Origin of the sequence: Hymenobacter cavernae (assembly GCF_014641455.1) — a bacterium.
In the GTDB taxonomy this organism is placed as follows: domain Bacteria; phylum Bacteroidota; class Bacteroidia; order Cytophagales; family Hymenobacteraceae; genus Hymenobacter; species Hymenobacter cavernae.
The window spans coordinates 757,486-780,996 of record NZ_BMHT01000002.1 but is presented as its reverse complement, the minus strand read 5'-3'; the positions used below and the strand labels follow the sequence as shown (position 1 = coordinate 780,996).

Here is a 23,511-nt window from a genome sequence, read left to right as displayed (position 1 = left end):
TTCTCAACTTTGTCTGCCTTTCTTCTTCAACATCCTACGGCTGGCTGGCTCGCGCTGCTTGGTGTGCTGGTTCCGGTGGCAATTCACCTCTGGAACCGGCGACCGGGGCGACTCGTGCAGGTCGGCAGCCTGCGGTGGCTGAGCACGGCCGCCAACCGCCGGATGCGCAACCTGAAGCTGGAACAGTGGCTCTTGCTGTTGCTGCGAGCGGCTATTATAGCGGTGCTGGCCCTGGCCCTGGCCGACCCGGCCCGCCGGCTACTGCCACCACCTCGGCACGGACAAGTGCTGCTAAGTCCTGATCTGCTGCACTCCACCTCACTCGTTGCGGTCCGCTCTACGGTCGATTCATTGCGCAGACAAGGCTACGAGCTGCGGCAGCTAGGTCCTGGCTTGCCGCGCCTGTCAGCGGCGCAGTGGCGGCGCTTCGATTCGCTGGCGACAGCCATCAACACGCCGTCTGATTTCAAACCTAGCCCTGACAACCTGTGGGCGCGGGTGCAGCAAGCCGCCGATTCGTTGCCAGAGCGCCCGTTGCGGGTGTTTACGCTTGCCAACCAGCGCGCCTTTCAGGGCACCCGGCCAGCGTTGCCAGCCGCCGTTCGCTGGCAAACAGTGCCCTCACCCGATTCGAGCAGCTGGTTGCAGGCCGCTTATAAACTCCCGACTGCCGACAGTCTGCGCCTGGTTTTAGGCTTTAGCAATGAAGCCGCCACTACGTTTCGGACGCTGGTAGTAGCAGCATCTTCCGCTTCTGGTGGTGAGATTCGCGTGGCAAATTTGCCGCCGCTGCGCTACGAACCTAGGTCGGATGGGCAAGCTGTACTTCGCCCTGAGAGCGGCGAGGCAGTGCCCGTACAAACTGCCGCGCTCCGTTTAACAATTTATTATGATGCTGCTCACGCGCAGGATGGCAAGTACTTACGAGCCGCCTTGCGGGCAGCTAGCCTAGGTTTGCCAACCGCCCCGCTCCTGACTGTATCGACCACGCCCCCCGCTACCAATCAGCACTTCGATTGGCTGTTTTGGCTGAGTGACGCGCCCGTACCGGCGGCCTGGCAAGGTCTTGTCAGCCAGGGTTTGCACCTCTGGCAGGAAGCTCCCACGGCCGGCATTGCTACGGAAACGACGCTGGCTCAGCCAAGCGCGCAGCCCATTCGCCTGCTCCGCCGCGATACGCTTAAGGCTTCGCAAGCCGGCACCGCTCTCTGGACCGACGGCTTAGGTCAGCCTGTGCTTACGCGTAACGCGCAAGAGCAAGGAGCCCACTACCGCCTGCACACGCGCTTGCACCCGGCCTGGAGCGAGCTGGGCAGCAGCCCCGAATTGCCCGCATTACTTCTTAACGTGCTTCAACCTGCGCCCCTACCGTCAGCTGATTCGCCGCATGATCGGCGCAGCCTGGCCTTGTCGCAAATCGTTGCAATCGGCCAAGCTGCTGCTCCTTCAGGGCACGCAACTACTCCTAACCGTCCGTTGCAGAGCGACTTGCGGCCGTGGGTTGTTGTGCTAGCGGCGCTATTATTTGGTTTGGAACGGTGGCTGGCCCAGCGCCGGTTAGCTTCTTCTCCTTCTGCTACTGTATGAGCCCAATCACTTCGTCTGCTGTTTCTTCCCAGGCTGCTACGGCTACTCTCCGGGCTGTCGAGCGAAGCTACGCCCAGCGGCGCACGCTGGCGTTGCTGCTCCCCACGTTGGGGCTAGGTTTGCTGCTGACAGTTAGCTGGTTACGCTTTCCTTCTCTGCGGTGGTACGTCGTTGGCTTGGCAGTTATCGGCCTAGGCTGGCTGCTTTGGCGGATATGGAAACTTTGGCAGCCTGACCTCGCGGCAGTGGCCCAGCGCCTCGACCGGCGGTTTGCGCGCCTGGAAGATAGCACCGGCCTGCTGCTGCGCGACCCTGCCGAGCTAAACTTGCTGGAACAGCTTCAGCAGCAACACGTAGCCGCGCACCTCACCGAGCTGCAAAGCACCGACTCGCCACTGCTACCCGTCGATTTTCGTCGCCCGCTAATGGTTGCAGGACTGGCTTTACTGGCTGCGCTTGGCATTTGGCTGGTGAAACCTAGGTCGGCGGCGCCGCTTGCTTCGGCTGCGCCGGTTGCCGTGCATTTTTCGGAAGATCAGCCGAAGGGCAGCACTTCTCCGGCGGCGGCGCGCATCGTGGAAACCCGCATCTTGGTGATGCCGCCCACTTACACGCGCCGCCCGGCTTTTGCGGCGACGCAGCCTTCCTTTCAGTGCCCGCAGGAAAGCCGGGTGCGCTGGACGGTGCGTGTCAACCGCTCGACCGGCGCCGCGCCCGAGTTGGAACTTGGCAAACAGCGGCTGAAGCTTCGCCCCGTAGCAGGCCAACCTAGCTTATTTACCGCCGAGCAAACACTCACAGCCTCAGCCTTGTACCGACTACGCTTTGCCGGTCGCACCTCCGACGACTACGCCATCGACGTGCAGGCTGACCAAAGTCCCGTCGTACAGATTCAAACGCCCAAGCCTTACACCTTGGTGGAGTTTGGCACCAAGCCGCAGGTGCCCGTGCGCGTAGCCGTGCGCGACGATTATGGCCTGACCCGCGCTCAACTGGTAGCAACCGTAGCACAAGGGCAAGGCGAGGCCGTAAAGTTCAAGGAAACCCGCACCGATCTGAGCGCCGCCGTTAGCGGAAAGGAGCAGGCTACCCTGGCCCATCTGCTCAACTTGCCAAAGCTAGGTCTGACCTACGGCGACGAGGTCTATTTCTACGTGCAGGCCTGGGACAATCACCGCCACACCACCCGATCCGACACCTACCTAGTGCAGTGGGAAGACACCACAGTAGAGGAAAGCACCGCCGACATTTCCTTGAGCGTGAGCGTAGTACCGGCCTATTTCCGCAGCCAGCGACAGATTATTATTGACACGGAAAAACTAATAGCCGAAGGCAAGGGCTTAACGGCCGAGGCATTCGCCGACCGCGGCAACACCCTAGGTTTCGACCAAAAAGTGCTGCGTCTGCGCTACGGCAAGTTTCTGGGCGAAGAGTTTGAGAAAAGTCTCGGCGAAACCGCCGGCCCCGCCGACACCGACCACCACGAAGAAGGCAAGGAAGGCGGCGCCGAAGAACACGACGAGCATGAACATGAGCACAGTCAGTCCGGTGCCCGCCCCAGCACCTCGCCTACTGCCGCCACCGACGCGCTGATGGAGCCCTACATGCACCGCCACGACGACTCCGAAACCGCTGATTTTCTGGAGCCTGCCGTGAAAGCCAAGCTCCGCGGCGTGCTGGCCCAGATGTGGGAAGCTGAGCTGCGCCTGCGCACCAGCCGGCCCACCGAAGCGCTGCCTTACGAATACCGCGCCCTGCGCCTGCTCAAGCAAGTGCAGCAGCAAACCCGCGCCTACGTTCGCAAATCGGGCTACGAGCCGCCACCCATGCCCGAAGCCACGCTCCGCCTCACCGGCGACCTCGCCGGCGCCGCCGCGCCCAAGCGCCAACAGCAGCTGGCGGCCACCCCGGCTCAGCCCATCGTGCGCGATGCCTTGCGCGTGCTGGGTGCTATCCGGCAGCGACAGACTGTGCCCGCCGCCGAGGCGCTTCTGCTCGACCGGGCCGGCGCGGCGCTGGCCCAGGCGGCGGTTCAGCAGCCCGGCTCCTACCTAAAGGCGCTGAGCCAGTTGCGGCAGCTTGTCGCCGATGTTCGCGCCAGCCGGGTGCCCTGCTCCGAGTGCCTGCCAGCAGTTGAGCGGGCGCTTACCGCTTTGCTGCCGACGCCCGCTCCGGCTCCCGTGCGCACGCCCGGCCCCGACCGACTGGCGCGGCGCTATTTCCAGGAATTAAGTCGCTAAGTGTTGCGCTCCAGCATGACCCATTCGCTCCCGTTTTATATTCTACTCGTTCTGTGTCTGTTACTAGCGACTGGCCTTACTATCACGGCGTTGCACCGCTCCAATCGTCAGCGTCTGGCGTGGCGGCTCCTCGCTAGCTGGCTGGCCGCGGCGGGGCTGTGGCTGACCGCCTATCCGCCCACGCACCAGGTAGCGGGCGCCAGGCAGGAAGCCGTGCTGCTCACCGACAACTACTCCGCCGATACGCTCCGGCTCTTGCTGCGGCACCTAGGTTCGGGCACGCGCATCTGGCGCTACCGCCCCACGGTGGCCACCGATACACCGGCGCTGAGCAGCTTGCTGGCACTACGCGAGCGGTTTCCCAACCTGCGCCAGCTGCACGTACTTGGGCAGGGTTTGTCCACTGCCGACTTACCCGACCTAGGTGCGCTACGCCTGGTAGTGCACCCGGTGGCCGCAAAAGCAGGTTTTCGCACGGCGCAATGGAGCCGGGAAGTAGCCTTGGGGCAAACGGTGCAAGTAGAAGGCTTTCTGGAAAACACCCCTGCTGATAAACGCCCCGTTTGGGTATACCTGCGCGCCGCCGGTGCCCCCCGCGACTCCGTGCGTCTTCCAGCAAACCAAGGTGCTTTTCGCCTGCACTATCAGCCGCGGGCGGTTGGCCGGAATGTCTATGAGCTAGTGGCGCGGCGTGGCGACCAGGAAATAGCCCGTGAGCCAGTGCCGGTGGAAGTGCTGCCTACGCGGCCTTTGCGGGTGCTGCTCGTGGCCAGCACGCCATCTTTCGAATTTCGCTTTCTCAAGAACCATCTGGCTAGCCGACAGCACGTTGTCGCCTTTCGCGCCGGACTTAGCCGTGGCATTTCTCAAACCGAGTTTCTGAACCAGCCTGCCCAGGATCTTAGCCGTCTCACGCCGTCCTTGCTGGCTCGCTACGATGTGCTGATAGCGGATGCGGGTAGCGTTATGGCACTCTCCGGGGCCGAAAGCCAGACGCTGCAAAATGCTATCCGCACGACGGGCCTAGGTTTCCTGCTGCTCGCCGACCCGACGCCGCTGCCCCGCACCTCGCCCGCCCGCTCCGATTTTGCCATCGTTGCCCGGCCGGTTAGTGTCACGGCGCCGCAGCCGATTCAGTGGCCGGGTAGCCCAGGCAAGCTAGCCACGCTCGTGCCGGCCGTGCTGCGGTCGGGGCCGCTGCTGCGCCCTATTGTCACAGATGCCCAGCAAAACCCGGTAGTAAGCGCCACACGGCTAGGTGCGGGCTCGGTAGTGGTTTCGGTATTGCCAGCTACGTATAGCTGGGCTTTGCAAAATGCTACTGCTGCTTACGAAGCTTATTGGAGCCGCCTACTCACGGCCGCTGCCCGCCCACTGACTCCGGCGGCGCGTTGGCAAGTACAGGAAGCGTGGCCCAAGCCTAATATGCCACTCGATTTGCAGCTCGTCGCTAGCTTTCCGGCGGTACAACCTAGCGTGCAGGGGCCGCAATCGGAACCGGTGCGGGTGGCTTTGCGGCAAGATACGCGCCTTCCGGAGTGGAGCACGGCGCGCTACTGGCCCACTAGTGCGGGCTGGCACCGCGTGCAGGTGGCCGGACAAACCCCAAGTTGGTTTTACGTGTACGACCGCCAAAATTGGCTGCTGCCTGAGCTACGCCAACAGCAGGAAGCAACCACGGGCTGGACGGCAGTTGGCGGAGCTGCGCCGTTCTCTACCACCACGAGTACGCGCGAGGCATGGCCTGGCACGTGGTTTTTCCTGCTTTTTCTGGTGGCAGCTGGCAGCCTTTGGCTCGAAGAGAAGCTCTAACCTAGCTCCAACGCCGATTTACAACCATCTGTTTGCCAGCAAAGTACTATCAAATGACCTAAAAGCTAGGTTTGATAAGCAGGTCGGCGTCCTGCCTTAGCCAGCAGGAGCGAACTTGGATTTTAGTAGCGGATATCCGGATGACCATTGAGCATGCCATCATCGGCATCCCCTATCAGGTAATCGCCTACGGCAAAAACATTGGCGGTAGGCTTCGTATGAAACGGACGCTGAGGACCTAGGCCGCTGAGAGTAGTACCGCTAGCAGGCACTGATGCCGCCGAATTATCGTTGGCAGAGGAAGAAATGGTGGATTGCACGGTAGAAGTAGGACGATAGAAGGAGGAGTTGTACGAACCGGATAAATGCAAAAAAGCCGCCACAAACCCCGAAGTAGCTATATTAATTTACTTTAACCTGTAAGTATATAAATTATTTAATAATATAACCCAAAAGATACGGCCCGAACTCCAAGGTGGAATCCGGGCCGCATGCACTCTTTGCCGGTGTATACCGGCGTATGCTTACTTTTACTGAGCAGTCGTGCCAGTGGTAGTACCAGCAGTGGTAGCACCGCCTTCAGCAGGAGCAGTGGTAGCACCACCTTCAGCCGGAGCAGCCGTAGCGTCAGCAGCAGTCGAGTCAGTGGTAGTCGTGGTAGCCGACGAATCGGTAGTAGCAGGAGCCGAAGCGTCCGTCGAAGTCGATTCAGTGGTGGTCGTGGTTTCAGCAGGCTTCGACTCGCACGAAGTCAGAACAGCAGCGAATGCGAAAGCTAGGGCAGATACCTTCAGGAGATTCTTCATCTTGATGTTAGGTTTGAAAACTTTTTGTCTGAAAACACCCTTCATACCGGTCCTAAGGAAAGGTAACCCGGTTACAGAAAAAAAAATTTAGCGGGTTACCAAACCTGCTGCAACGTATTAACAAGCAAAGCGAATGGGTAAGGGTCAACCTTCCTACACCGATGAAGAGTTCGTGGCGGCAATCCGTCGCGGCGACGACCGGGCGCTGGCCCAGCTCTACCGGCTGCACCTGCCCATGGTAACGCACTTTGTGCTGCAAAACAGCGGCTCGGAGGATGAAGCCAAGGATGTGTACCAAGAGGGCGTGATGGTGTTCTACGAGAAAGTACGCGACGGCTCTCTGGAGCTCAGCTGCCAGATCAAGACCTACCTCTACGCCGTGTGCCGCCGCCTGTGGTTGAAGCGCCTCGCCGAGAAAGGCCGCTTCGGCGCCCGCCTCGACGACCACGAGCCCTACCTCGAAACCGGAGCCGAAGCCGACTTGGCGGAAGCCCAGGAACGTGACAAGCGTTTTGGTCTGATGGCCGAAGCATTGGAGCAGATCGGAGAGCCGTGCCGGTCGCTTTTAGAAGGTTTTTACCTGCTGGATCGTTCGATGCAGCAGCTCACGGCGGATTTCGGCTACACCAACGCCGATAACGCCAAGAATCAGAAATACAAGTGTCTGGTACGCCTGAAGAAGCTATTTTTCTCTCATTATAAGGAAGAAGAATCGTACTAAAAACGTTACCAGGTACCTCAACGTGGGCCTCACCCACCCACTTACCGCTATGATGACCGAAGCTGACTATTATGCCTTATTCGATGCGTATCGAAAAGGGGAGCTAGCCGGAGCCGAGCGTGCTAACCTGGAGCGCCGACTCGCCGCTGACCCCAATTTTGCGCAACGCTATACTGATTTTGAGGAGCTTACCGAAACCCTGACCAGCTACGGCGAGCGGCGGGCGACGCGCCAGAAGCTGAAAGCCTTCCAAGCCGAAATTGACGCGGAAGACGAAACGGTAGTTGAAACCGGCTACCCCGATATGCCGGTGCTGCATATTTCCCCGATGGAGCGCAAGCTGCGCGAGTTCTGGGGTGCTCACCGCGCCACCATGGCGGTGGCGGCCTCAGTGGCTATCCTGGCGGTGTTCGTTACGCTGCTGGGCATGGAGTGGTGGCGGACCTCGCAAAGCTCTTCGCTGTATGGCTACACCGTGCTGCGCCGGGAGGTGGAGCGCATCAAGCGCAACCAACGGGCCATGGATCGGGCTATCAATCAGATTGATGGCAGCAAGACGGCAGACGCAGCCAGCCAGAGTAAGTTCAGCGGCACTGGCTTCGCCCTGACCGCCGATGGCTACCTCGTGACGAGTTACCACGTAATTCAAGGGGCCGACTCGCTGCTGATCGAGAGCCGCGACCGGCAGCATTACCACGCCGAGCCAGTCTTCACCGATGTGGCCCACGACCTGGCTATTCTGCGCATTAAAGACAAGAATTTCAATGGCTTTAAGCGCCTGCCTTACTCCTTCAAGCGGGGTCAGTCGGACCTAGGAGAGAAGGTGTACACCCTAGGTTATCCGCGCGAAGACTTAGTCTTTAATGATGGTTCGCTGAGCGCCCGCTCCGGCTTTGAAGGCGATACGGCCTTCTACCAGGTGTCGATTCCGGTGAACCCCGGCAATAGCGGCGGCCCGCTGCTCGATGACCGCGGCAACCTTATCGGGGTGGTAAGCGGCCGTCAGATGGACGTGCAAAGTGCGGCGTTTGCCACCAAGTCATCGTACCTGATGAAGCTGGTCGATTCGCTGGCAGCAGCCAGCCCCGAGGCTCCTTACACGCTGCCCCGCACCAACCTGCTTGCCGGCACCTCCCGGCCGCAGCAGATTCGTAAGCTGCAAGACTACGTGTTTGTGGTCAAGGTATACGAATAAGCGCCTACAGCTTGCCGGCACGAAAAGCCTCGCTCCTCCGGCGGGGCTTTTCTTTTTTCACAATCTCACTCGCTTGGCAAGCAGCCGGCAACGTACTCATTGGCAGTTGCCTACCAGCTCATCCTTACACAATTTCACGGCTTTCCTGCCAACCGCCAACTCACTTCTGCGTACATGGGGTTCAGTGGTCGGCTAGGTCGGCTGCTAATTTTCAATCATCCGTCACGAAGCTCCGCTATGGAAACCCAAGTCGAACAACAGCTAGAGAAAATTCTACCCGAAGACGTTGCCCGCACCTTTGAGAGTGCCTATCACGTTATTTTTCAGGGCGATTACGACAAAGTAGACGACCTGCTCAAGAACGGCGGCACGCTGCTGAAGAAAGCCGCACAGCGCTTTACCACCACCCAACTCATCCTAGGTATCGCCGGTCTGGCTGCCGTTGCCGTAGTAGTCGCCAAAAAAGCTATTGAAGCGGCTGATGCTGATGCCGGAACTTCTGCCACCCCAGCGCCCGACGCTAAGTAACCTAGGTTTTTACTTTCCTGAAAAAGCCCACTGTCTTGCGGACGGTGGGCTTTCTGCTTTATGAGCTATTCGTTTCGAACCTAACAACGTGCTGTGACAGCAGCCAAGAGTCAATAGAATTATTTTTTTATTTTTTTTCACTGGAATATAATAGGAAATTACTATAATTGCTAAGATTATATTCTTTCACGAATACGTACAAGACAAACGCACTGCACCTATGAAGAAAATGCTTACCCTCCTCACGCTGGCTGCTATGATGACCGCGTCATTTACTGGACTCAGCGCCCGCAAGCCAGCATCTACCAGTGCCAGACTTTACTCGGTGAAGCATAAGAAGCCCAGGAAAGTTCGCCACGCCTACGAGCGTATCGCGCGCCACGAGCTAGTGTCTTACCGGCATAAGTAATCGGCTCCCGGCTGACCTAGGTTGCTAAGCCGCCGGCTCCAGCACTGCCGCCGAGTTGTTGGCCGGTGAATTAACCAGCGGCGTAATGGCGTACTCCTTCATGGCTTCTGTGGCATACGGCACCAGAAGTTCCTGATGCGCTGCTGCCCTATCATCGAGCCAGGCTAGCTCTGCCTCACGGCCGGGCAATATGACTGGCATCCGATTGTGGAGCTTGGCCATCAAGTCATTAGGTTCGGTGGTAATAATGGTGAACGTCGGTATCACTTCACCAGTGGAGCGATCAGCCCATTCATCCCAGAGGCCTGCAAAGGCAAAGGGTTGTTCATCGCGCAGCAGAATACGGTGCGGCGTTTTGCTCCCTTTGCCTTTTGCTGCCGTTTGCTGCCATTCGTAAAAGCTGTCGGCCAGCACGAGGCAGCGCCGCCGCTGAAGCAGCTGCCGAAACGAAGGTTTCTCCGGTAGCGTCTCGGCGCGGGCGTTGATGGGCTTGGGTGCCGCTTTCACGTCTTTCACCCAGGCTGGCAACAACCCCCACTGCAACAGCTGAATACGGCCCGGCTCGGTGTTCGTGATAATCGGCAATCGCTGCGAGGGCGCGGCATTGTAGTTAGCCGGAATGGGCTCCGTGAAAGTCGCATCGAAGCGCTCTTCGATGACGGGAACGGGCGAAATGAAGGTATAGCGGCCGCACATAAACGAGGAAGGTCAGGTGGAGCCTAGCTCCGCGGGAAAGAGTACCTATAGAGGTACGCGGCCTTTGCGCCAGGGTTAAGCTGCTACCAAACCTTGTTGCGTCATCCCTGCCAACTTCCTAAACTGATCAGCCACTACCTGGAGAAATATGCCAAACAAAAAGCCTCCGCCCCAACAACGGGACGGAGGCTTTTTACTAATAGATTGAATCAGCTAGCCCTAGCGACGTACCAGCGGCAAAGCTAGGTTAGTGGCACCACCACGCACCCGCACAATATAAGAGCCGGGTACTAAGCGCTGTACATCCAGCGGATTCTGCTGGCTTCCCTGCAGCATTTGCTCAAACACCACACGCCCGGTAATATCCAGCACCTGGATGTTGTATTCGCCGGGAGCCAGGTCGGTCAGGTCGAGAGTGGCCGTACCTGGCGCGGGGTTCGGATAAATGCTGATGGCGGTCTTGGCTGAGGAGAACTGCACGGTTTCCACCTTGCTGTACTGGCTGCCGCCATCCGTGTCCACTTGGCGCAGACGATAGTACATGGCTTTTGCACCTAGGTAGCCGGCCCGGTGGTCGCGGTACGCATACGACGAATTCTGGCTGGTAGTGCCTTTGCCCGGCAGTTGGCCAATGCGGTCGAAGTGCGTGCCATCCGCGGAGCGCTCTACTTCAAAGCGAGCGTTATTTGTCTCTGAGGCAGTAGCCCAGTTGAGCAGCGCATCACTCTGATCAGCACGAGCTTTAAAGCTCATTAGCTGCACCGGCAGCGGTGCCCCAACGCTGGCGGCCAGCTGGGCCGTATTGTTGTCGGGCGTTGGGTCGGGAACGGTAGAGTTTGAAGCCGCTACTGAGGTAATGGTAGCCGGCGCGGAGCTGGGCACCATAAACGTGACGCTGTTGGTAACAGCGTCAGTGCCATTGTTCAGCACTGGGATGGACGTAAACGTGACCATACCGGTCGCAGGATCGTAGTCGCCGCCCGACATCGTCATTAGGCTAGATGCTGGTAAAGCCATGGGTAACTGTAGCTTAGGCACTACGGCCAGGGCTGGCAGTGTCCCTTCGTTGGTGGTAGCCATCGAATAGGTAACCCAGGTATTTGGCTTGATAGCCATTGGCCCGTCGATGGTAGTAGCTACATCAGCACCACGCACGTTTACGCGGATGTTGGCCGGGCTAGAGGTATACTCATCTCCCAGGATAGATTTTATGGTATAAGGAACCTCGACTATGCCTGCGAAGGAGCCACTGGGTGTAAAGGAAACTACACCCTCACTGTTCACTGAGAACGAGCCTTTACCAGGTACGACAATCTCGGATTGAATGCCTGACGTGCTAGGATCCAGGTCGACGGAACTAGGATCGATGCTACTGCCCGGCGCCTCGTCGTTATCCAGTACCTTGATGAGAATAGGCTCACTATTATAATCTGTGGTAGCCAAGTCGTTGTTGGCATACGGCACCTGCACAATATTCAGATTGCGGATTTCGTGAATGTTAGTAGATCCGCCGGTTGAACTAGCAAAACCTAGGCGCAACCGCTCGGGTGGTATGTTTACGAAGAAGTTCTCCACAGCAGTACGCACCTGGGTACCATGCTGAATGCGAACGGTAATCTTATACTTCCGATTCGGTGCGGCACCACTGGCGACTACGTCAATAAAGGCACGTCGGTAATCGGGTGAGCCAGCCTGCGCCCGTGCAGTAGGTACATCCAGGTCAAAACCAAGCGCATCCGGACCGGTACCCGTTAAGTAGGCGTAATCGGTACTGGCTGATCCGTCGCCTGCGCCTCTGAGTGATATAGCATTAGGCACCAGTTTGCCAGGCCCTATGCCAGAAGGGTAGCCCCCGGACCGGCCTTCTAAGTCGTTGGCATAGTTACCAAATTCATCTATCCCAATACCAAGATAGCCTCTGGAAACACCTGGGGCCACAGGCGTTATGTTACGTTGCGCATACCCCAGGGCACCACCCGTAGCTCCAATGCGAAAACCACCAGGCTGGTCGTCATCTACCAGAAACACGCTGAAACCGTCGGCTCCATCGCCACCATATGAAAAGAAGTCGAATGAGATAGTGAAACCTTCCGAGGACGGAAACCCGACGGTGTCGATGGCATAACCCGCCTGAAAAGTTGAAGCATTCGTCAGCCGCAGATACCCTGTACCAACTGCATCATTGCCCGTAGCACCCGTGCCGGTAAGCCGGGCTGAACCGCCAAACTCAAAGCCAGCGGCAGTATTGCTCTTGAATGCTTCGTTGCGCGGGAACTGGGCCATTGCTGGGAGTGCCGCACTGCTCAACAGCATAACCAAGCCTGCGCGAAGTTTATGCTTGAGCGGATTAGTAGATAAAAGAGTAAAAAATGTTCTCATGCTGTGGGAAAAGAAGTATAACCAGTTGGATAACTCCTACTAAGTAACTCACTTCGCGTGCCAGCATCAATATGCAGTCCTATGAATAAATAAGAATAGTGCCATTTATGATAAATATTCTTCTCACCTTGATTATCATTATCGAAATAATTACATTAAATAATTTGGTTTACAGAACTCTCTGACTCATTATTGTTTAGCTTCGTTCAGGAAAGCAGGATTTTCTGTTAAATATAGATTTCCCTTAATGTATTCCAGTATTGGGAAACATTCCATTATATAGAATAATCCAATACTGGCGACAGCTTACTTCCACGGCCATCCAGTGGCACACAGCCGAACGGCTTAGCGGAGCTAAAACCTTGCTAGCTTCAGTTGTAGCTGCTCCTGTGCGGAACTGGAATAGGTAACTAAACGGGAAATAGATAGGCGTTTACCGTGCCAAGCGGAACAGCCTTTTTACCTTGCGGCTGCAACTGCTCACGTATTCATGAAATCTTTCCTAAACCTAGGCCTGCTGACGGGCCTGTTGCTGACTGCCGCTCCCACGCAGGCACAAAAAGTACTGACCTACACCGTTGAAGTTGATCCGGCAGCCCAAGATCAGTTTCAGGTGAAGCTAGAGCTGCCGAAGCTAGGCAAAGAGCAGGGCATCTATCAATTTGCGGCGACGGCACCGGGCACCTACCAGGTGATGGATATTGGCCGCTTCGTGCGCAAGTTTGAAGCCTTCGACAGCAAGGGCAAGCCGCTGGAGGTAAAACACGTCAATATCAACCAATGGCAGCTGCTGAAGCCGGAGAAGACGCACGAGATTCGCTATACTATTGCCAAAACATGGAATGCGCCGTTTCCGGAGCACCAGGTGTACCGCATGTGCGGCTCGCAGCTAGATGCCAGCCACGCCTTGCTCAACGGCCAGTGCTTGTTTGGCTATCCGCAGGGCTGGCAGTCGAAGCCGCTGCGCGTGAAGCTGAACTACCCGGCTGGCTGGAAAGTAGGCACTCCGCTCACGCTTGACGCGGAAGGCTACTACACGGCCAAAGATTATGACCGCATCGTCGATTCGCCCATCTTGCTGGGGCGCCTCACCGAGGCAACGACAAAGCTAGGTGACGCGGAAGTGGCCTTATACTGCTACTCGCAAACGGATCAGATCCAGGCACAGCCGCTGCTCCAGAACATGCAGCAGATGCTGAACGCCGCCCAGAAGTTTCTGGTGGAGCTGCCGGTAAAGCGCTACACCTTCTTATATGACTTCGAAGACCGCGACGCGGGCGCCTGGGAACACTCTTACAGCTCGGAGTACGCCGCCCGCGAATCGCCGCTGACGCCGGAGAAGGCCGCGAGCATCACCAGCACGGCTGCCCATGAGTTCTTCCACGTCGTGACGCCGCTGAACATTCACTCCGAAATCATCGAGCACTTCAACTTCGTGCAGCCCACCGGCTCCGAGCACTTGTGGCTCTACGAAGGCACCACCGAATGGGCTTCTGATCTGATGCAGCTGCGCGGCGGCCTGCTCTCGCTCGATAGCTACTTAAAGGAGTTGAGCAGCAAAGTAGCCTACGACCACCAGTACGCTGACACGACCTACTCGCTCAGCAAGCTAGGTCTGAACTCGTTTTCCGACGAAGGCCAGCGCCAATACGGCAACATCTACCAGCGCGGTGCCGTGACGGCCGCCCTGCTCGACATCCGGCTGCTGGAGCTAAGCGGCGGCAAGCGCGGATTGCGCGAAGTTGTGCTGGAGTTAGCCAAGAAGTACGGTCCTAATAAGCCCATCAGCGAAAAGAACTTCTTCCAGGATTTCACTCAGATGACTTACCCGGAAATCGGGGATTTCTTCAAGCGCTACATTCAGGGCGCTGAGCCGCTGCCGCTGGCGGAGTATTTTGCGAAGATTGGTATTCAGTACACGCCGGTGCTGCACACGGGGCAACAGATTGGCTCGCTGGGCACCAGCTTTAAGGCTACCGAGCAAGGTATTGTCTTCACCGATGTCAGTCGGGAGCTGCAAGCCTGCGGCGTGGCTGAGGGCGACCAGCCGGTTGCCTACCAAGGCACTGCCATCCGCCCCGATAACCTGCGGGCAACGCTGGACCAGATCAAAGCCAGCAAGCCCGGCCAGGAGTTTGACCTGACCATTCGCCACCAGGGCGCCGAAAAGAAAGTTCACTGCCGCCTCCTAGGTCGCGAAGACGTGAAGCGCTACAACTTCGCCGTGCTGCCCAACGCCACGCCCGCTCAGCTGGCCCTGCGCCAAGTCTGGATGACGAATCTGTAAGGAGTGACTGAGTGGCTGAGTGAGGTCGCTGAACAACACTCAGCCACTCAGTCACTCTTAAAACACTTCACCTAGGTTGAAGGTGAGGCCGCGGGAGCCGTCGGCGCCGAAGCCGTAGTCGACGGCCAAGTTGGTGCGGGAGATTTTGTTCATGCTCAGGCGCAAGCCGAAGCCGGCAGCCGGCACCACCTTCTCGAAGTTGTGGGTGATGCGCTCCGATACGGTTTGAGCGTTGGTGAACAGCACTCCCCCCAACAATCGGTTGCGGGTGAGCCCAAACCGGTACTCGGCTTCGCCGTACAGCAGGTCTTTGCCCCGGAAGCGGCCCTGAATAAAGCCGCGGCCGACGCTACTATACGTGTCCCAGCCGGTGCTGGGCAAGTCGAGGAAGGGCGGGTTGCCGTGCAATGTCAGGGCGTTGTAAGACCAGAGCGCCAGCACGTTACCGGAATCCGTCAGGCGCAGATACTTGCGCACATCCAGCAGCAGCGACTGAAAGCTGGTATCGCTGCCGAGCAGCTCCAGGTTGGGGCGCAGCACCAGATTCGAGTACAGGCCGCGTTCCGGGTTGATGGCATTGCCACGGCTGTCGTAGAGCAGCGTCAGGGCGGGACCCGAGGAAATGGAATGGCCATTTACGCCCAGCGTATAATCGGAGATGGTCGTTACCTCCTGGTTCTTGCTTCCGCTTTCAATATTCCAGTGATAATCGAGCTGGTAGCCTAGGCCAGCATAAAAGCTAGATCGGATCTTGAACAGCGCACTCTGGTAGAAGCGCAGGTATTCATAATCCATGGCAATGGGCCGGTTGAGGGACGTGTGCATACCCAGGCCGTAGGTGTTCTGCGGGTAGTGCATGAGGCGCCAGTCGCCCACCCAGTTGATGCGGTTGTTGGCCCGCCAGATGGAAGATGCCGCGTTGAAAATCAGCTGCTTATTCTGGGTATACGCCAGCGCCGCAATGAGCGTCGACATGTTGGCGCCGGGCTCGTGGTACGACACGTTGCCGGTCAGCTGAAGCAGGCCGCGGGTTTGCTGGGTATAGCCGGGCGCCGGAATAATCCAGACGAACTTGCGGTTGGCAGCGACCGATAGCGTGTCCTTGGCGGGCACCGGGCGCGGAAAGAACGTGTGAAACACGTCGCGAATATCCCGCTCGCCGATGAGGGCAATGGCCTGGCTGCGCGTCAGATGCGACTGCGGGTTGCCGACGCTACCCAGACTATCCGTTTGGGCAAAAGCTGCGTGCCCAGCAACCAGCAGGAACCCGCTCAACAACAGCCAACAACGATAAAGCATGTGTGTAAAAACAAAATCAACCAGCCACGGCCTTCTCTAGCTAGGTCAGGCGGCCATTCAGCGGTCAGCGGCTCCTTCTAAAGTCGGGCCAGCTCTTCGCTAACCAACAATCAGCACCATGTAGTACACTCTCTGTTGCTTTGTGAGTAGTTCATAAGCCGTTGATAACCGCCGATACAGGCAGTTGTTCACTTTATGTACCCGCCCATTTGCTTTATCTCGACCTAGCCCACCGCCGTACGCAGCAACTATGACCCAAGGCTCCCGCCCCAACCTAGCTCTCAGCATCATCATTCCCACCTTCAACGAAGCCGACTGCATCGGCCCTTTGGTGCAGCGACTACGGGCGCTTTGTGGGCCCGACCTAGGTCTGGAAATCGTGGTGGCCGATGGGCAGAGCACCGATGCTACGGTGGCGCAGGCGCAGGAAGCAGGTGCCAGAGTGGTGCGGTGCCCACACAAAGGCCGGGCGGCGCAGCTAAACTTCGGCGCGGCAGCAGCTTCGGGCGCTATTCTTTACTTTCTACACGCCGATTCTTACCCGCCTGCGGGGTTTCTGCCGGCCATTCGGCAGGCGGTAGTGGCGGGCTACGGCAGTGGCTGCTACCGCCTAGCTTTCGACCACGCGCACTGGCTTTTGCAGCTCAGTGCTTGGTTTACGCGCTTCGACGTCAACCTTTTCCGCTTCGGCGACCAAAGCCTGTTTGTGCGCCGCGAGGTATTCGAGCAGGCGGGCGGCTACTCGGAAAAGCTGCTGGTGCTGGAAGACCAGGAAATTATCGGGCGGCTACGACGCCGCGGCCGCTTTTGCATCCTGCCGGGCGTGGTCACGACTTCGGCGCGCAAGTACCTCGACAACGGCGTGATTCGGCTGCAAAGCATTTTCGGACTTATTTGCGTTTTGTACCGGCTAGGCATTTCGCAGCCGAATCTGGTGCGCATGTACCGGGCGCTTATCCGGCAGGACAAGCTGTAGCACAGGCACCTAGGTTGATTTCTGCCGCCGAACGCACCCCAACCGCTTTTGTCGCGTACAGACGAGATAGTGAGCTGGTGACATAGTGAACTGGTGAGTTTTATGCAAGACCGGCATACATGAAACCTACAGTCCACCAATTCATTATCTTCCTCACCTCACCATTTCCCCATCTCACCACCTCACCATATGGAAAGCCACGCCAAAATTGAAGACCTAGGTAAACCACGCGTTGTTATTGTGGGTGGTGGTTTTGGGGGGCTGGAGCTAGCCAAGGCGTTGCGCCACGCCAATGTGCAGGTGGTGCTCATCGATAAGCAGAACTACCACACGTTTCAGCCGCTGCTCTACCAGGTGGCCACGGCCGGCCTTGATGCCGACGATATTGTGTCACCGTTCCGCAAGATTCTGGAAAGTCAGGATAACGTGTTCTTTCGGTTGGCCGAAGTGCAGTCGGTAGATACAGCGGCGCAAGTGGTGAAAACCTCTATCGGGCTCGTCAAATATGATTTCCTGGTCATTGCCACCGGCGCTACTACTAACTATTTCGGCGACAAGAAGATGGAAAAAAATTCCATTGCGATTAAAAGCGTGGAAGATGCTATTATGCTCCGCAACACCGTGCTGAACAACTTTGAGAAAGCACTGCAAGTAGGTGATGTGGTAGAAATGAACAGCCTGCTGGACTTTGTCATCGTGGGTGGCGGCCCGACGGGCGTGGAAATAGCGGGCGCGCTGAGTGAGCTGCGCAAGCACGTGTTTCCGAAAGACTACCGCGAGCTTGACTTCCGGGAGATGGATATTCACCTGATCCAGAGCGGGCCTACGCTGCTGAAAGGCATGTCGGAAGAGGCCTCGCAGAAGTCGCTGGAATATCTGCGCCGCTTTGGGGTGAACGTGATTCTGGACCGGCGCGTGAAGTCGTACGACGGCTACACCGTGACGCTGAACACCGGCGAAACGCTCATCACGCGCACCCTGATCTGGGCCGCGGGCGTGGCAGGGGCACCCATCGAAGGTATCCGCAAGGAAAGCGTGCTGAAAGGTAACCGCTACCAGGTGGATGAATTCAACCGCATTACGGGCTACCACAACGTCTTCGCCATCGGCGACATTGCGGCCATGACTACGCCCGAGTACCCGGAAGGTCACCCGATGGTGGCGCAGCCCGCTATTCAGCAAGGCAAGCTGCTGGCCAAAAACCTAGCTAACCTGCTCTCTAGCTGTGCCCTTGAACCCTTCCATTACGACGACAAAGGTGCTATGGCCACCATCGGCCGCAACCACGCCGTAGCCGACCTGAAGCTGTTCAACAAAGAGTACCGCACGCAAGGCTTCCTGGCCTGGCTCATGTGGACGTTTGTGCACGTCATCTCGCTGGTGAGTTTCCGCAACCGGCTGGCCGTGTTCATCAGCTGGACCTGGAGCTACTTCAACCTGGATAAAGGCCTGCGCTTTATTATTGGCAACAAACGGGAGCCTGTGCCGGTGGAAGAAACAGCCCCGAAGGAAGTAGTTTGATTGTTAAGCTGTTAGCTATTGGCTGTTGGCTATTAGCTTTTCGGTTTATCAAGCTGAGTTGCGGAGTTGATAGTTAGCCCCAGCGGGGCGGCACCCATCGTTGTAGCCTAGGTGTCGCCTCGCTGGGGCTTAGTCGTTTTTTACAGGCTAGGTTCTAGCGATATACCGCCCCGCTGGGGGTAGCTGTCACTAATGCGCAACTCAGCTTGATAAACCAAAAAGCTAACAGCTAACAGCTCAATAAACCGGGCCCGTCATTTTCTCCACCGACGGCGTGCCATTGGGCAGCACCTTCGGCCAGCCGTTTTCATACACCACCCGATCCAGCAGCATCACGCGGCGGGAGTAGCCCTGCTCGTCGTTGATGGCATCGAAGGTAGGCTGCGCGGTGTCGATGGCGTGGTAGGCTATCCAGTCTTGCCCGGCGGCATCGGTGATGATGGAATTGTGGCCGGGCGCACGCCATTTCTCATTGCCTTCCAGAATAATGCTGTGAGCCTGGCCAGTAGCCTGCGCCAGCGTCTCGAAAGGCCCCATGGCCGTGCGCGACCTAGCTACCATCACGCCATAGTGGGCGTCGTCGCCGCAGCAGTTGTTGCCGGAGTAGAACAGGTAGTACCAACCGTCGCGCAGCACCACCCAGCTGCCTTCAATCAAGCGGTCGTAGTTGTTGGGGTCGTCTTCCTGAATGGTTTGCACCAATTCAATTGCCTCCGTGCCCGGCACAAACGACATTCCGTCGGGGGCCAACTCGCGCACCTTCAACGGGCCAAAACCGGAGCCCCAGTACAGCAGGCGCTTGCCCGTGGCCGGATCGTCGAACGCCATGGGGTCGATGTTCAGGAAACCTTCGCCGCATTGTAGCGGCTCGCCCGTATCCACGAACGGCCCGGCCGGAGAATCGGCAGTGGCAACGGCCAGGCACAAACCCAGGTTGATATCGGGCTGCGCCGAATAGTAGAGATAGTAGCGGCCGTTGTGCTCGCTCACATCCGGCGCCCAGATGCGCTGCGTTGTAGCCGCCCACTTAGGTTTTTCGGGTAGCCCCTCCCCTAGCAATTCCCACTGCACAAGGTCACTGGAGCGGGCGATTTGCAGATTGAGAATAGTGCCACGGTATTTGGTTTGGGTGCCATAGGCGTAGTAAAAACCATCGGCTGCCCGGAGAATAGTGGGGTCTGGGAAATCTTCGTTGAGAACGGGGTTTTGGTAGGAAGTGGGGGCGGTTTCGGGCATACGGAGCAGAACGAAAGTGAATAAACGATGTAGGAACGCGCTGTGGCGCGTTCCTACGTTTTACTTTGAGGCCACGGGCGGCGAGCCGCGGAAGGCATCCTGCTTGGCTACGGCGGGCAGCTTCACAGGCTTGCCATCCTTCGCCGATTGATAAATGGCTTCCATAATACGCTGATCCTGCAAACCTTCTTCGCCGGGCGTGTAAGGGCGCTTGTTTTCCTTCACACACTCGGAAAAGTGGTCCATTTCGAGCGCGAACTGGTTTTTCTCGCCAATGTTCACCTGCGCTTTGTTTTCGGTGCCTTCCTGGTCGGCGTTGGCGCGCTCCAGCTTCAGGCCGTGGTAGGTGAAGGCCGGGTCCATCTGAATCCAACCGGTTTCGCTGTACACACGGTAGCGCTTGGCGTTGTAGCTGCCGTAGCCGGTGGCGCAATTTGCCAGCACGCCGCTGGGGAAACGCAGCGTAAACGTCACGTTCTCTTCCACTTCCTTGAACCTAGGATCGCCGGGCGTGCTGTAAACCTGGGCCGTGACTTCGCTCGGTTCCTCACCTAGCAGGAAGCGCACGGTGTTCAGGCAATACAGGCCCACATCGGGCAGGGAACCGCCACCGGCCAGCGCTTTTTTCTGCCGCCACTGGTTTGGGTCGCCTTGGTTCTGACAGTTCATAGCCTCAATCATCTTGGTTTGGCCGTAGGTTTTGTTGCGCACGAGCTCCTGCACCTTGCGGTTCATGGGCTCGTACTGAATCCGGTAGGCAATCATGAGCTTCCTGCCGGCTTTTTCGCAGGCCTCAATCATCTTCTCACACTCCTTCGACGACGTCGCCATCGGCTTCTCGCAGAGAATGTGCTTGCCGGCTTTCGCCCCGCGCACGGTGTACTCCATATGCATGGAATTGGGCAGCACGATGTAGATAACGTCAACCTCTTTGTTGTCCTTCAGCTTGTCATAAGTAGCATAGCTGTAGCAGTTTTCGGGCTTGATGCCGTACTGACGAGCTATCTTCTGCATCTTATCCGGCGAGCCGCTCACCAGTGCCGCCAGCTTCGATTTCTTGCTCTGCGACAAGGCCGGCAGGATCTCCTCCAACGACAAGTGACCTAGGCCTACCACGGCGTAGCCCACCCGCTGATCGACGGGCCGCGGGTTGGGCACGCCAGCGCTCTTGGGCTCCGTCTTCGCATTGATTTCCGGCAGCTGCACATCAGTCGGGCCGGAGCCTTGAGGCCACAAGCTAGCGGCAGTACCAGTCGAGGCTGCTTCGGCACTAACGGCGCCCAGCAAGCCACCCGTTACGCCAATAGCCACGAGGCCGCGCCCGGCGTGGTTGATGAATTGCCGCCGCGACGCATCGCACGCCGGCTCTTCCGGATTCAGATTCAGTTGATTGTCAGACATAGCTTTTGCAGGTGGATAGGCTCGGCTCCTCGCGGCACAATTCTTTGAATCATAATTGCCGGAATACCGGAAGCCTTGTTTTCCTGTACGTGTGCGGTTTGCCTAGGTGTTGTCGACTTCACTTATAAAACCTTGGCCGTTGTCAGTTAACAACTATCAATATTCGGCCAGTTATTATCCGGTAAGTCAACTGTGTCGTTAAATAGACATTGGTTGGTAATTGCTAGATGGCACCTGGTAGATGTTAAATGGTAAATGATAACTGTTAAATGACAAAGAGCATCTTTATTGCCACCGCCGAAGCCTACAGCGGCAAATCGGTTATTGCGCTGGGACTGGTGAACATGCTCCTCGGGAAAGCGCAGAAGATTGGCTACTTCAAGCCCATCATCAACGCCGACCCGCAGGAGCAGCTTGACGCGCATATCGAAACCATCCGCGGCCACTTCCAGCTGCCGATTGCCTACGAGGACACCTACGCCTACACCCGACCGGCGGCGCTGCGCCTGCTGGAAGCTGACAACCAGGGCGAGCTGATCGATACGATTATTCGCAAGTACAAGCAGCTGGAAGACCAGTACGACTTTATGGTGGTGGAAGGCAGCGACTTCGTGGGGCAGGGCACCGCCTACGAGTTCGACTCGAACATTTCTATTGCTAAAAACCTAGGTACGCCGGTGCTGCTCATCATTTCGGGCACGGGCAAAACGACGGCGCAGGCGGTAAGTGCCGCCCTCACGGCCCTGCGCAACTTTGAGGCGCGCGAGGTGCAGGTACTCGCCGTTGTCGTCAATAAAGTTGGCTCCGAACAGGTGGATGATGTGCGCGAGCTACTGCGCGGCCAGTTGCCGGAGGAAATTATCCTAGCCGTCATTCCGGAGGATAAGAACCTGCTGAACCCCACCATGAAGGAAATTCATGAGCAGCTAGGCGGCACCCTGCTTTTTGGCGAACACCTACTTGCTAATCAAGTTGATAACTTCGTAACGGGTGCCATGCAGGTACCCAAATTCCTGAATTACCTCAAGGAAAACGTACTGATCGTGACGCCCGGCGACCGGGGCGACATCATCATCTGCGCCCTACAAGCCAACCTCTCGGCGAGCTACCCCAAGGTGGCCGGCATTGTGCTCACTGCCGATTCGGTGCCCGAAGAACCGATCATGCGCCTCATCGAAGGTTCGCAAACAGTGATGCCCATTATTGCCGTGAAGACGGGCACCTTCCAAACTTCGGCGCAGCTCTGGGCCACTCAGTCGCGCATCACGCCCGACAACCGCAAGAAAATCGACCTAGCTATTCAGACCTTCGAGCGGTACGTGGATGTGCCCGCGCTGGATCAGCGTATTGCCGCGTTCCAGTCAGCCGGCATCACGCCGCACATGTTCCAGTACCGGCTCCTGCAATGGGCCAAGCAGCAGCGCCGCCACATCGTGCTGCCCGAGGGCAACGACGACCGGATTCTGCGCGCCGCCGCTCGCTTGCTCCACCAGGATATTGTCGACCTGACCATCCTAGGTAATCCGGATGAAATTACGGCTTCCTTCAAAAGGCTAGGTTTGGCCGTAGATAATAGCCACTTACACCTGCTCGATCCGGAGCACTCCGATCAGTACGAAGACTACGCCCAAACCTTCTATGAGCTACGCAAAGCCAAGGGCGTGAACCTCGACATGGCCTACGACCTACTGCGCGACGTGTCGTACTTCGGCTCGATGATGGTGTACAAGGGCCACGCCAATGGCATGGTGTCGGGGGCGGTACACACCACGCAGCATACCATCCGGCCGGCTTTGCAGTTCATCAAAACCAAGCCGGGCGTATCGGTGGTGTCGTCAGTGTTCTTCATGTGCCTGCCTGACCGCGTGGCTGTGTTTGGAGACTGTGCCGTGAACCCCAACCCAACGGCCGAGCAGCTCGCCGAAATTGCCATTTCCTCAGCAGAAAGCAGTCAGCGCTTCGGCATCGAACCTAGGGTGGCGCTGCTCTCTTATTCCTCCGGCACGTCCGGCGAGGGCGCCGATGTGGATAAAGTCCGCAAAGCCACTCAGCTCGTCAAGGAAAAGCGCCCTGACCTAAAAGTGGAAGGCCCTATCCAGTACGATGCCGCCGTCGACCCTATCGTGGGTAAGCAGAAGCTCCCTAACTCGGAAGTGGCTGGCCAAGCCAGCGTCCTCATCTTCCCCGACCTGAACACCGGCAACAACACCTACAAAGCCGTGCAGCGCGAAACCGGCGCCCTAGCCATCGGCCCTGTGCTGCAAGGTCTGAACAAGCCCGTGAACGACCTAAGCCGCGGCTGCACCGTGGACGATGTGTTTAATACGGTAATAATTACGGCTATTCAGAGCCAGAATGGGTAACGGCTTTGCGATGAGAAATTTAAATTAATTCATCAACCTAGCTTTTGCAAACCCA

18 protein-coding genes are annotated in these 23,511 nt (G+C 57.7%); 11 read left to right on the top strand and 7 right to left on the bottom strand.

Going from position 1 to position 23,511, the window contains the following annotated elements; genetic code table 11:
- Positions 1–9: 9 nt before the first annotated feature.
- Genes IEX74_RS07630 through IEX74_RS07620 form a run of 3 tightly spaced genes read left to right on the top strand, consistent with a single transcriptional unit; the run spans position 10 to position 5,639 of the window.
- Positions 10–1,587 carry a BatA domain-containing protein gene (locus tag IEX74_RS07630; RefSeq protein ID WP_188812729.1) on the top strand — a complete coding sequence of 526 codons (1,578 nt, stop codon included), beginning with the start codon at positions 10–12 and terminating at the stop codon, positions 1,585–1,587.
- On the top strand, positions 1,584–3,827 hold the full coding sequence (locus IEX74_RS07625; protein ID WP_188812727.1) for a DUF4175 family protein: 2,244 nt from the start codon (positions 1,584–1,586) through the stop codon (positions 3,825–3,827). Before IEX74_RS07630 ends, IEX74_RS07625 begins: the two co-directional genes overlap by 4 nt.
- Positions 3,828–3,842: 15 nt before the next feature.
- The gene (locus IEX74_RS07620) at positions 3,843–5,639 is read left to right on the top strand and encodes a hypothetical protein (protein ID WP_188812725.1); all 1,797 of its coding nucleotides are present in this window, start codon (positions 3,843–3,845) and stop codon (positions 5,637–5,639) included.
- A 122-nt stretch (positions 5,640–5,761) separates the two neighbouring features.
- Here IEX74_RS07620 and IEX74_RS07615 read toward each other — a convergent pair whose 3' ends face one another.
- Together IEX74_RS07615 and IEX74_RS07610 are read right to left on the bottom strand one after the other, a co-directional pair.
- Complete coding sequence (locus tag IEX74_RS07615) at positions 5,762–5,959, bottom strand: hypothetical protein (RefSeq protein ID WP_188812723.1); 198 nt, start codon at positions 5,957–5,959, stop codon at positions 5,762–5,764.
- Between the two features lie 210 nt (positions 5,960–6,169).
- Positions 6,170–6,445, bottom strand: coding sequence for a hypothetical protein (locus IEX74_RS07610; RefSeq protein WP_188812721.1), 276 nt, complete (start codon positions 6,443–6,445; stop codon positions 6,170–6,172).
- A gap of 133 nt (positions 6,446–6,578) precedes the next feature.
- Between IEX74_RS07610 and IEX74_RS07605 the strand changes: the two genes are divergently transcribed.
- From IEX74_RS07605 to IEX74_RS07590, 4 genes are all read left to right on the top strand, one after another.
- Positions 6,579–7,166, top strand: a complete 588-nt coding sequence (locus IEX74_RS07605) for an RNA polymerase sigma factor (protein WP_188812719.1) — start codon at positions 6,579–6,581, stop codon at positions 7,164–7,166.
- Between the two features lie 49 nt (positions 7,167–7,215).
- Positions 7,216–8,361 (top strand): S1 family peptidase, encoded by a 1,146-nt coding sequence (locus IEX74_RS07600; protein WP_188812717.1) that lies wholly within the window; start codon positions 7,216–7,218, stop codon positions 8,359–8,361.
- Between the two features lie 237 nt (positions 8,362–8,598).
- Positions 8,599–8,889, top strand: a complete 291-nt coding sequence (locus IEX74_RS07595; protein ID WP_188812714.1) for a hypothetical protein — start codon at positions 8,599–8,601, stop codon at positions 8,887–8,889.
- Positions 8,890–9,109: 220 nt separating this feature from the next.
- Positions 9,110–9,298, top strand: a complete 189-nt coding sequence (locus tag IEX74_RS07590; RefSeq protein WP_188812712.1) for a hypothetical protein — start codon at positions 9,110–9,112, stop codon at positions 9,296–9,298.
- A gap of 24 nt (positions 9,299–9,322) precedes the next feature.
- Here IEX74_RS07590 and IEX74_RS07585 read toward each other — a convergent pair whose 3' ends face one another.
- Positions 9,323–9,994: an SOS response-associated peptidase gene (locus IEX74_RS07585; RefSeq protein WP_188812710.1), complete on the bottom strand. Its 672-nt coding sequence runs from the start codon at positions 9,992–9,994 to the stop codon at positions 9,323–9,325.
- Between the two features lie 219 nt (positions 9,995–10,213).
- On the bottom strand, positions 10,214–12,277 hold the full coding sequence (locus tag IEX74_RS07580; RefSeq protein WP_188812708.1) for a T9SS type A sorting domain-containing protein: 2,064 nt from the start codon (positions 12,275–12,277) through the stop codon (positions 10,214–10,216).
- Positions 12,278–12,863: 586 nt separating this feature from the next.
- On the opposite strand from IEX74_RS07580, the gene IEX74_RS07575 reads away from it, so the two are divergent.
- Positions 12,864–14,660 (top strand): M61 family metallopeptidase, encoded by a 1,797-nt coding sequence (locus IEX74_RS07575; protein WP_188812706.1) that lies wholly within the window; start codon positions 12,864–12,866, stop codon positions 14,658–14,660.
- A 57-nt stretch (positions 14,661–14,717) separates the two neighbouring features.
- Here the strand turns inward: IEX74_RS07575 and IEX74_RS07570 are convergent, their stop codons facing one another.
- Complete coding sequence (locus IEX74_RS07570; protein WP_188812704.1) at positions 14,718–15,959, bottom strand: BamA/TamA family outer membrane protein; 1,242 nt, start codon at positions 15,957–15,959, stop codon at positions 14,718–14,720.
- A gap of 250 nt (positions 15,960–16,209) precedes the next feature.
- On the opposite strand from IEX74_RS07570, the gene IEX74_RS07565 reads away from it, so the two are divergent.
- Both IEX74_RS07565 and IEX74_RS07560 read left to right on the top strand, forming a co-directional pair.
- The gene (locus IEX74_RS07565) at positions 16,210–16,935 is read left to right on the top strand and encodes a TIGR04283 family arsenosugar biosynthesis glycosyltransferase (RefSeq protein ID WP_188812702.1); all 726 of its coding nucleotides are present in this window, start codon (positions 16,210–16,212) and stop codon (positions 16,933–16,935) included.
- 189 nt (positions 16,936–17,124) lie between these two features.
- Positions 17,125–18,456: an NAD(P)/FAD-dependent oxidoreductase gene (locus IEX74_RS07560; RefSeq protein ID WP_188812700.1), complete on the top strand. Its 1,332-nt coding sequence runs from the start codon at positions 17,125–17,127 to the stop codon at positions 18,454–18,456.
- A 237-nt stretch (positions 18,457–18,693) separates the two neighbouring features.
- Here the strand turns inward: IEX74_RS07560 and IEX74_RS07555 are convergent, their stop codons facing one another.
- Complete coding sequence (locus IEX74_RS07555) at positions 18,694–19,692, bottom strand: glycoside hydrolase family 43 protein (protein WP_188812698.1); 999 nt, start codon at positions 19,690–19,692, stop codon at positions 18,694–18,696.
- A 60-nt stretch (positions 19,693–19,752) separates the two neighbouring features.
- A complete protein-coding gene (locus IEX74_RS07550) occupies positions 19,753–21,093 on the bottom strand; it encodes a Gfo/Idh/MocA family protein (RefSeq protein ID WP_188812696.1) in 1,341 nt (446 codons plus the stop codon).
- Positions 21,094–21,362: 269 nt separating this feature from the next.
- Here IEX74_RS07550 and pta point away from each other — a divergent pair, with 269 nt between their 5' ends.
- A complete protein-coding gene (gene pta, locus IEX74_RS07545) occupies positions 21,363–23,456 on the top strand; it encodes a phosphate acetyltransferase (RefSeq protein ID WP_188812695.1) in 2,094 nt (697 codons plus the stop codon).
- The last annotated feature ends 55 nt before the right edge of the window (positions 23,457–23,511 follow it).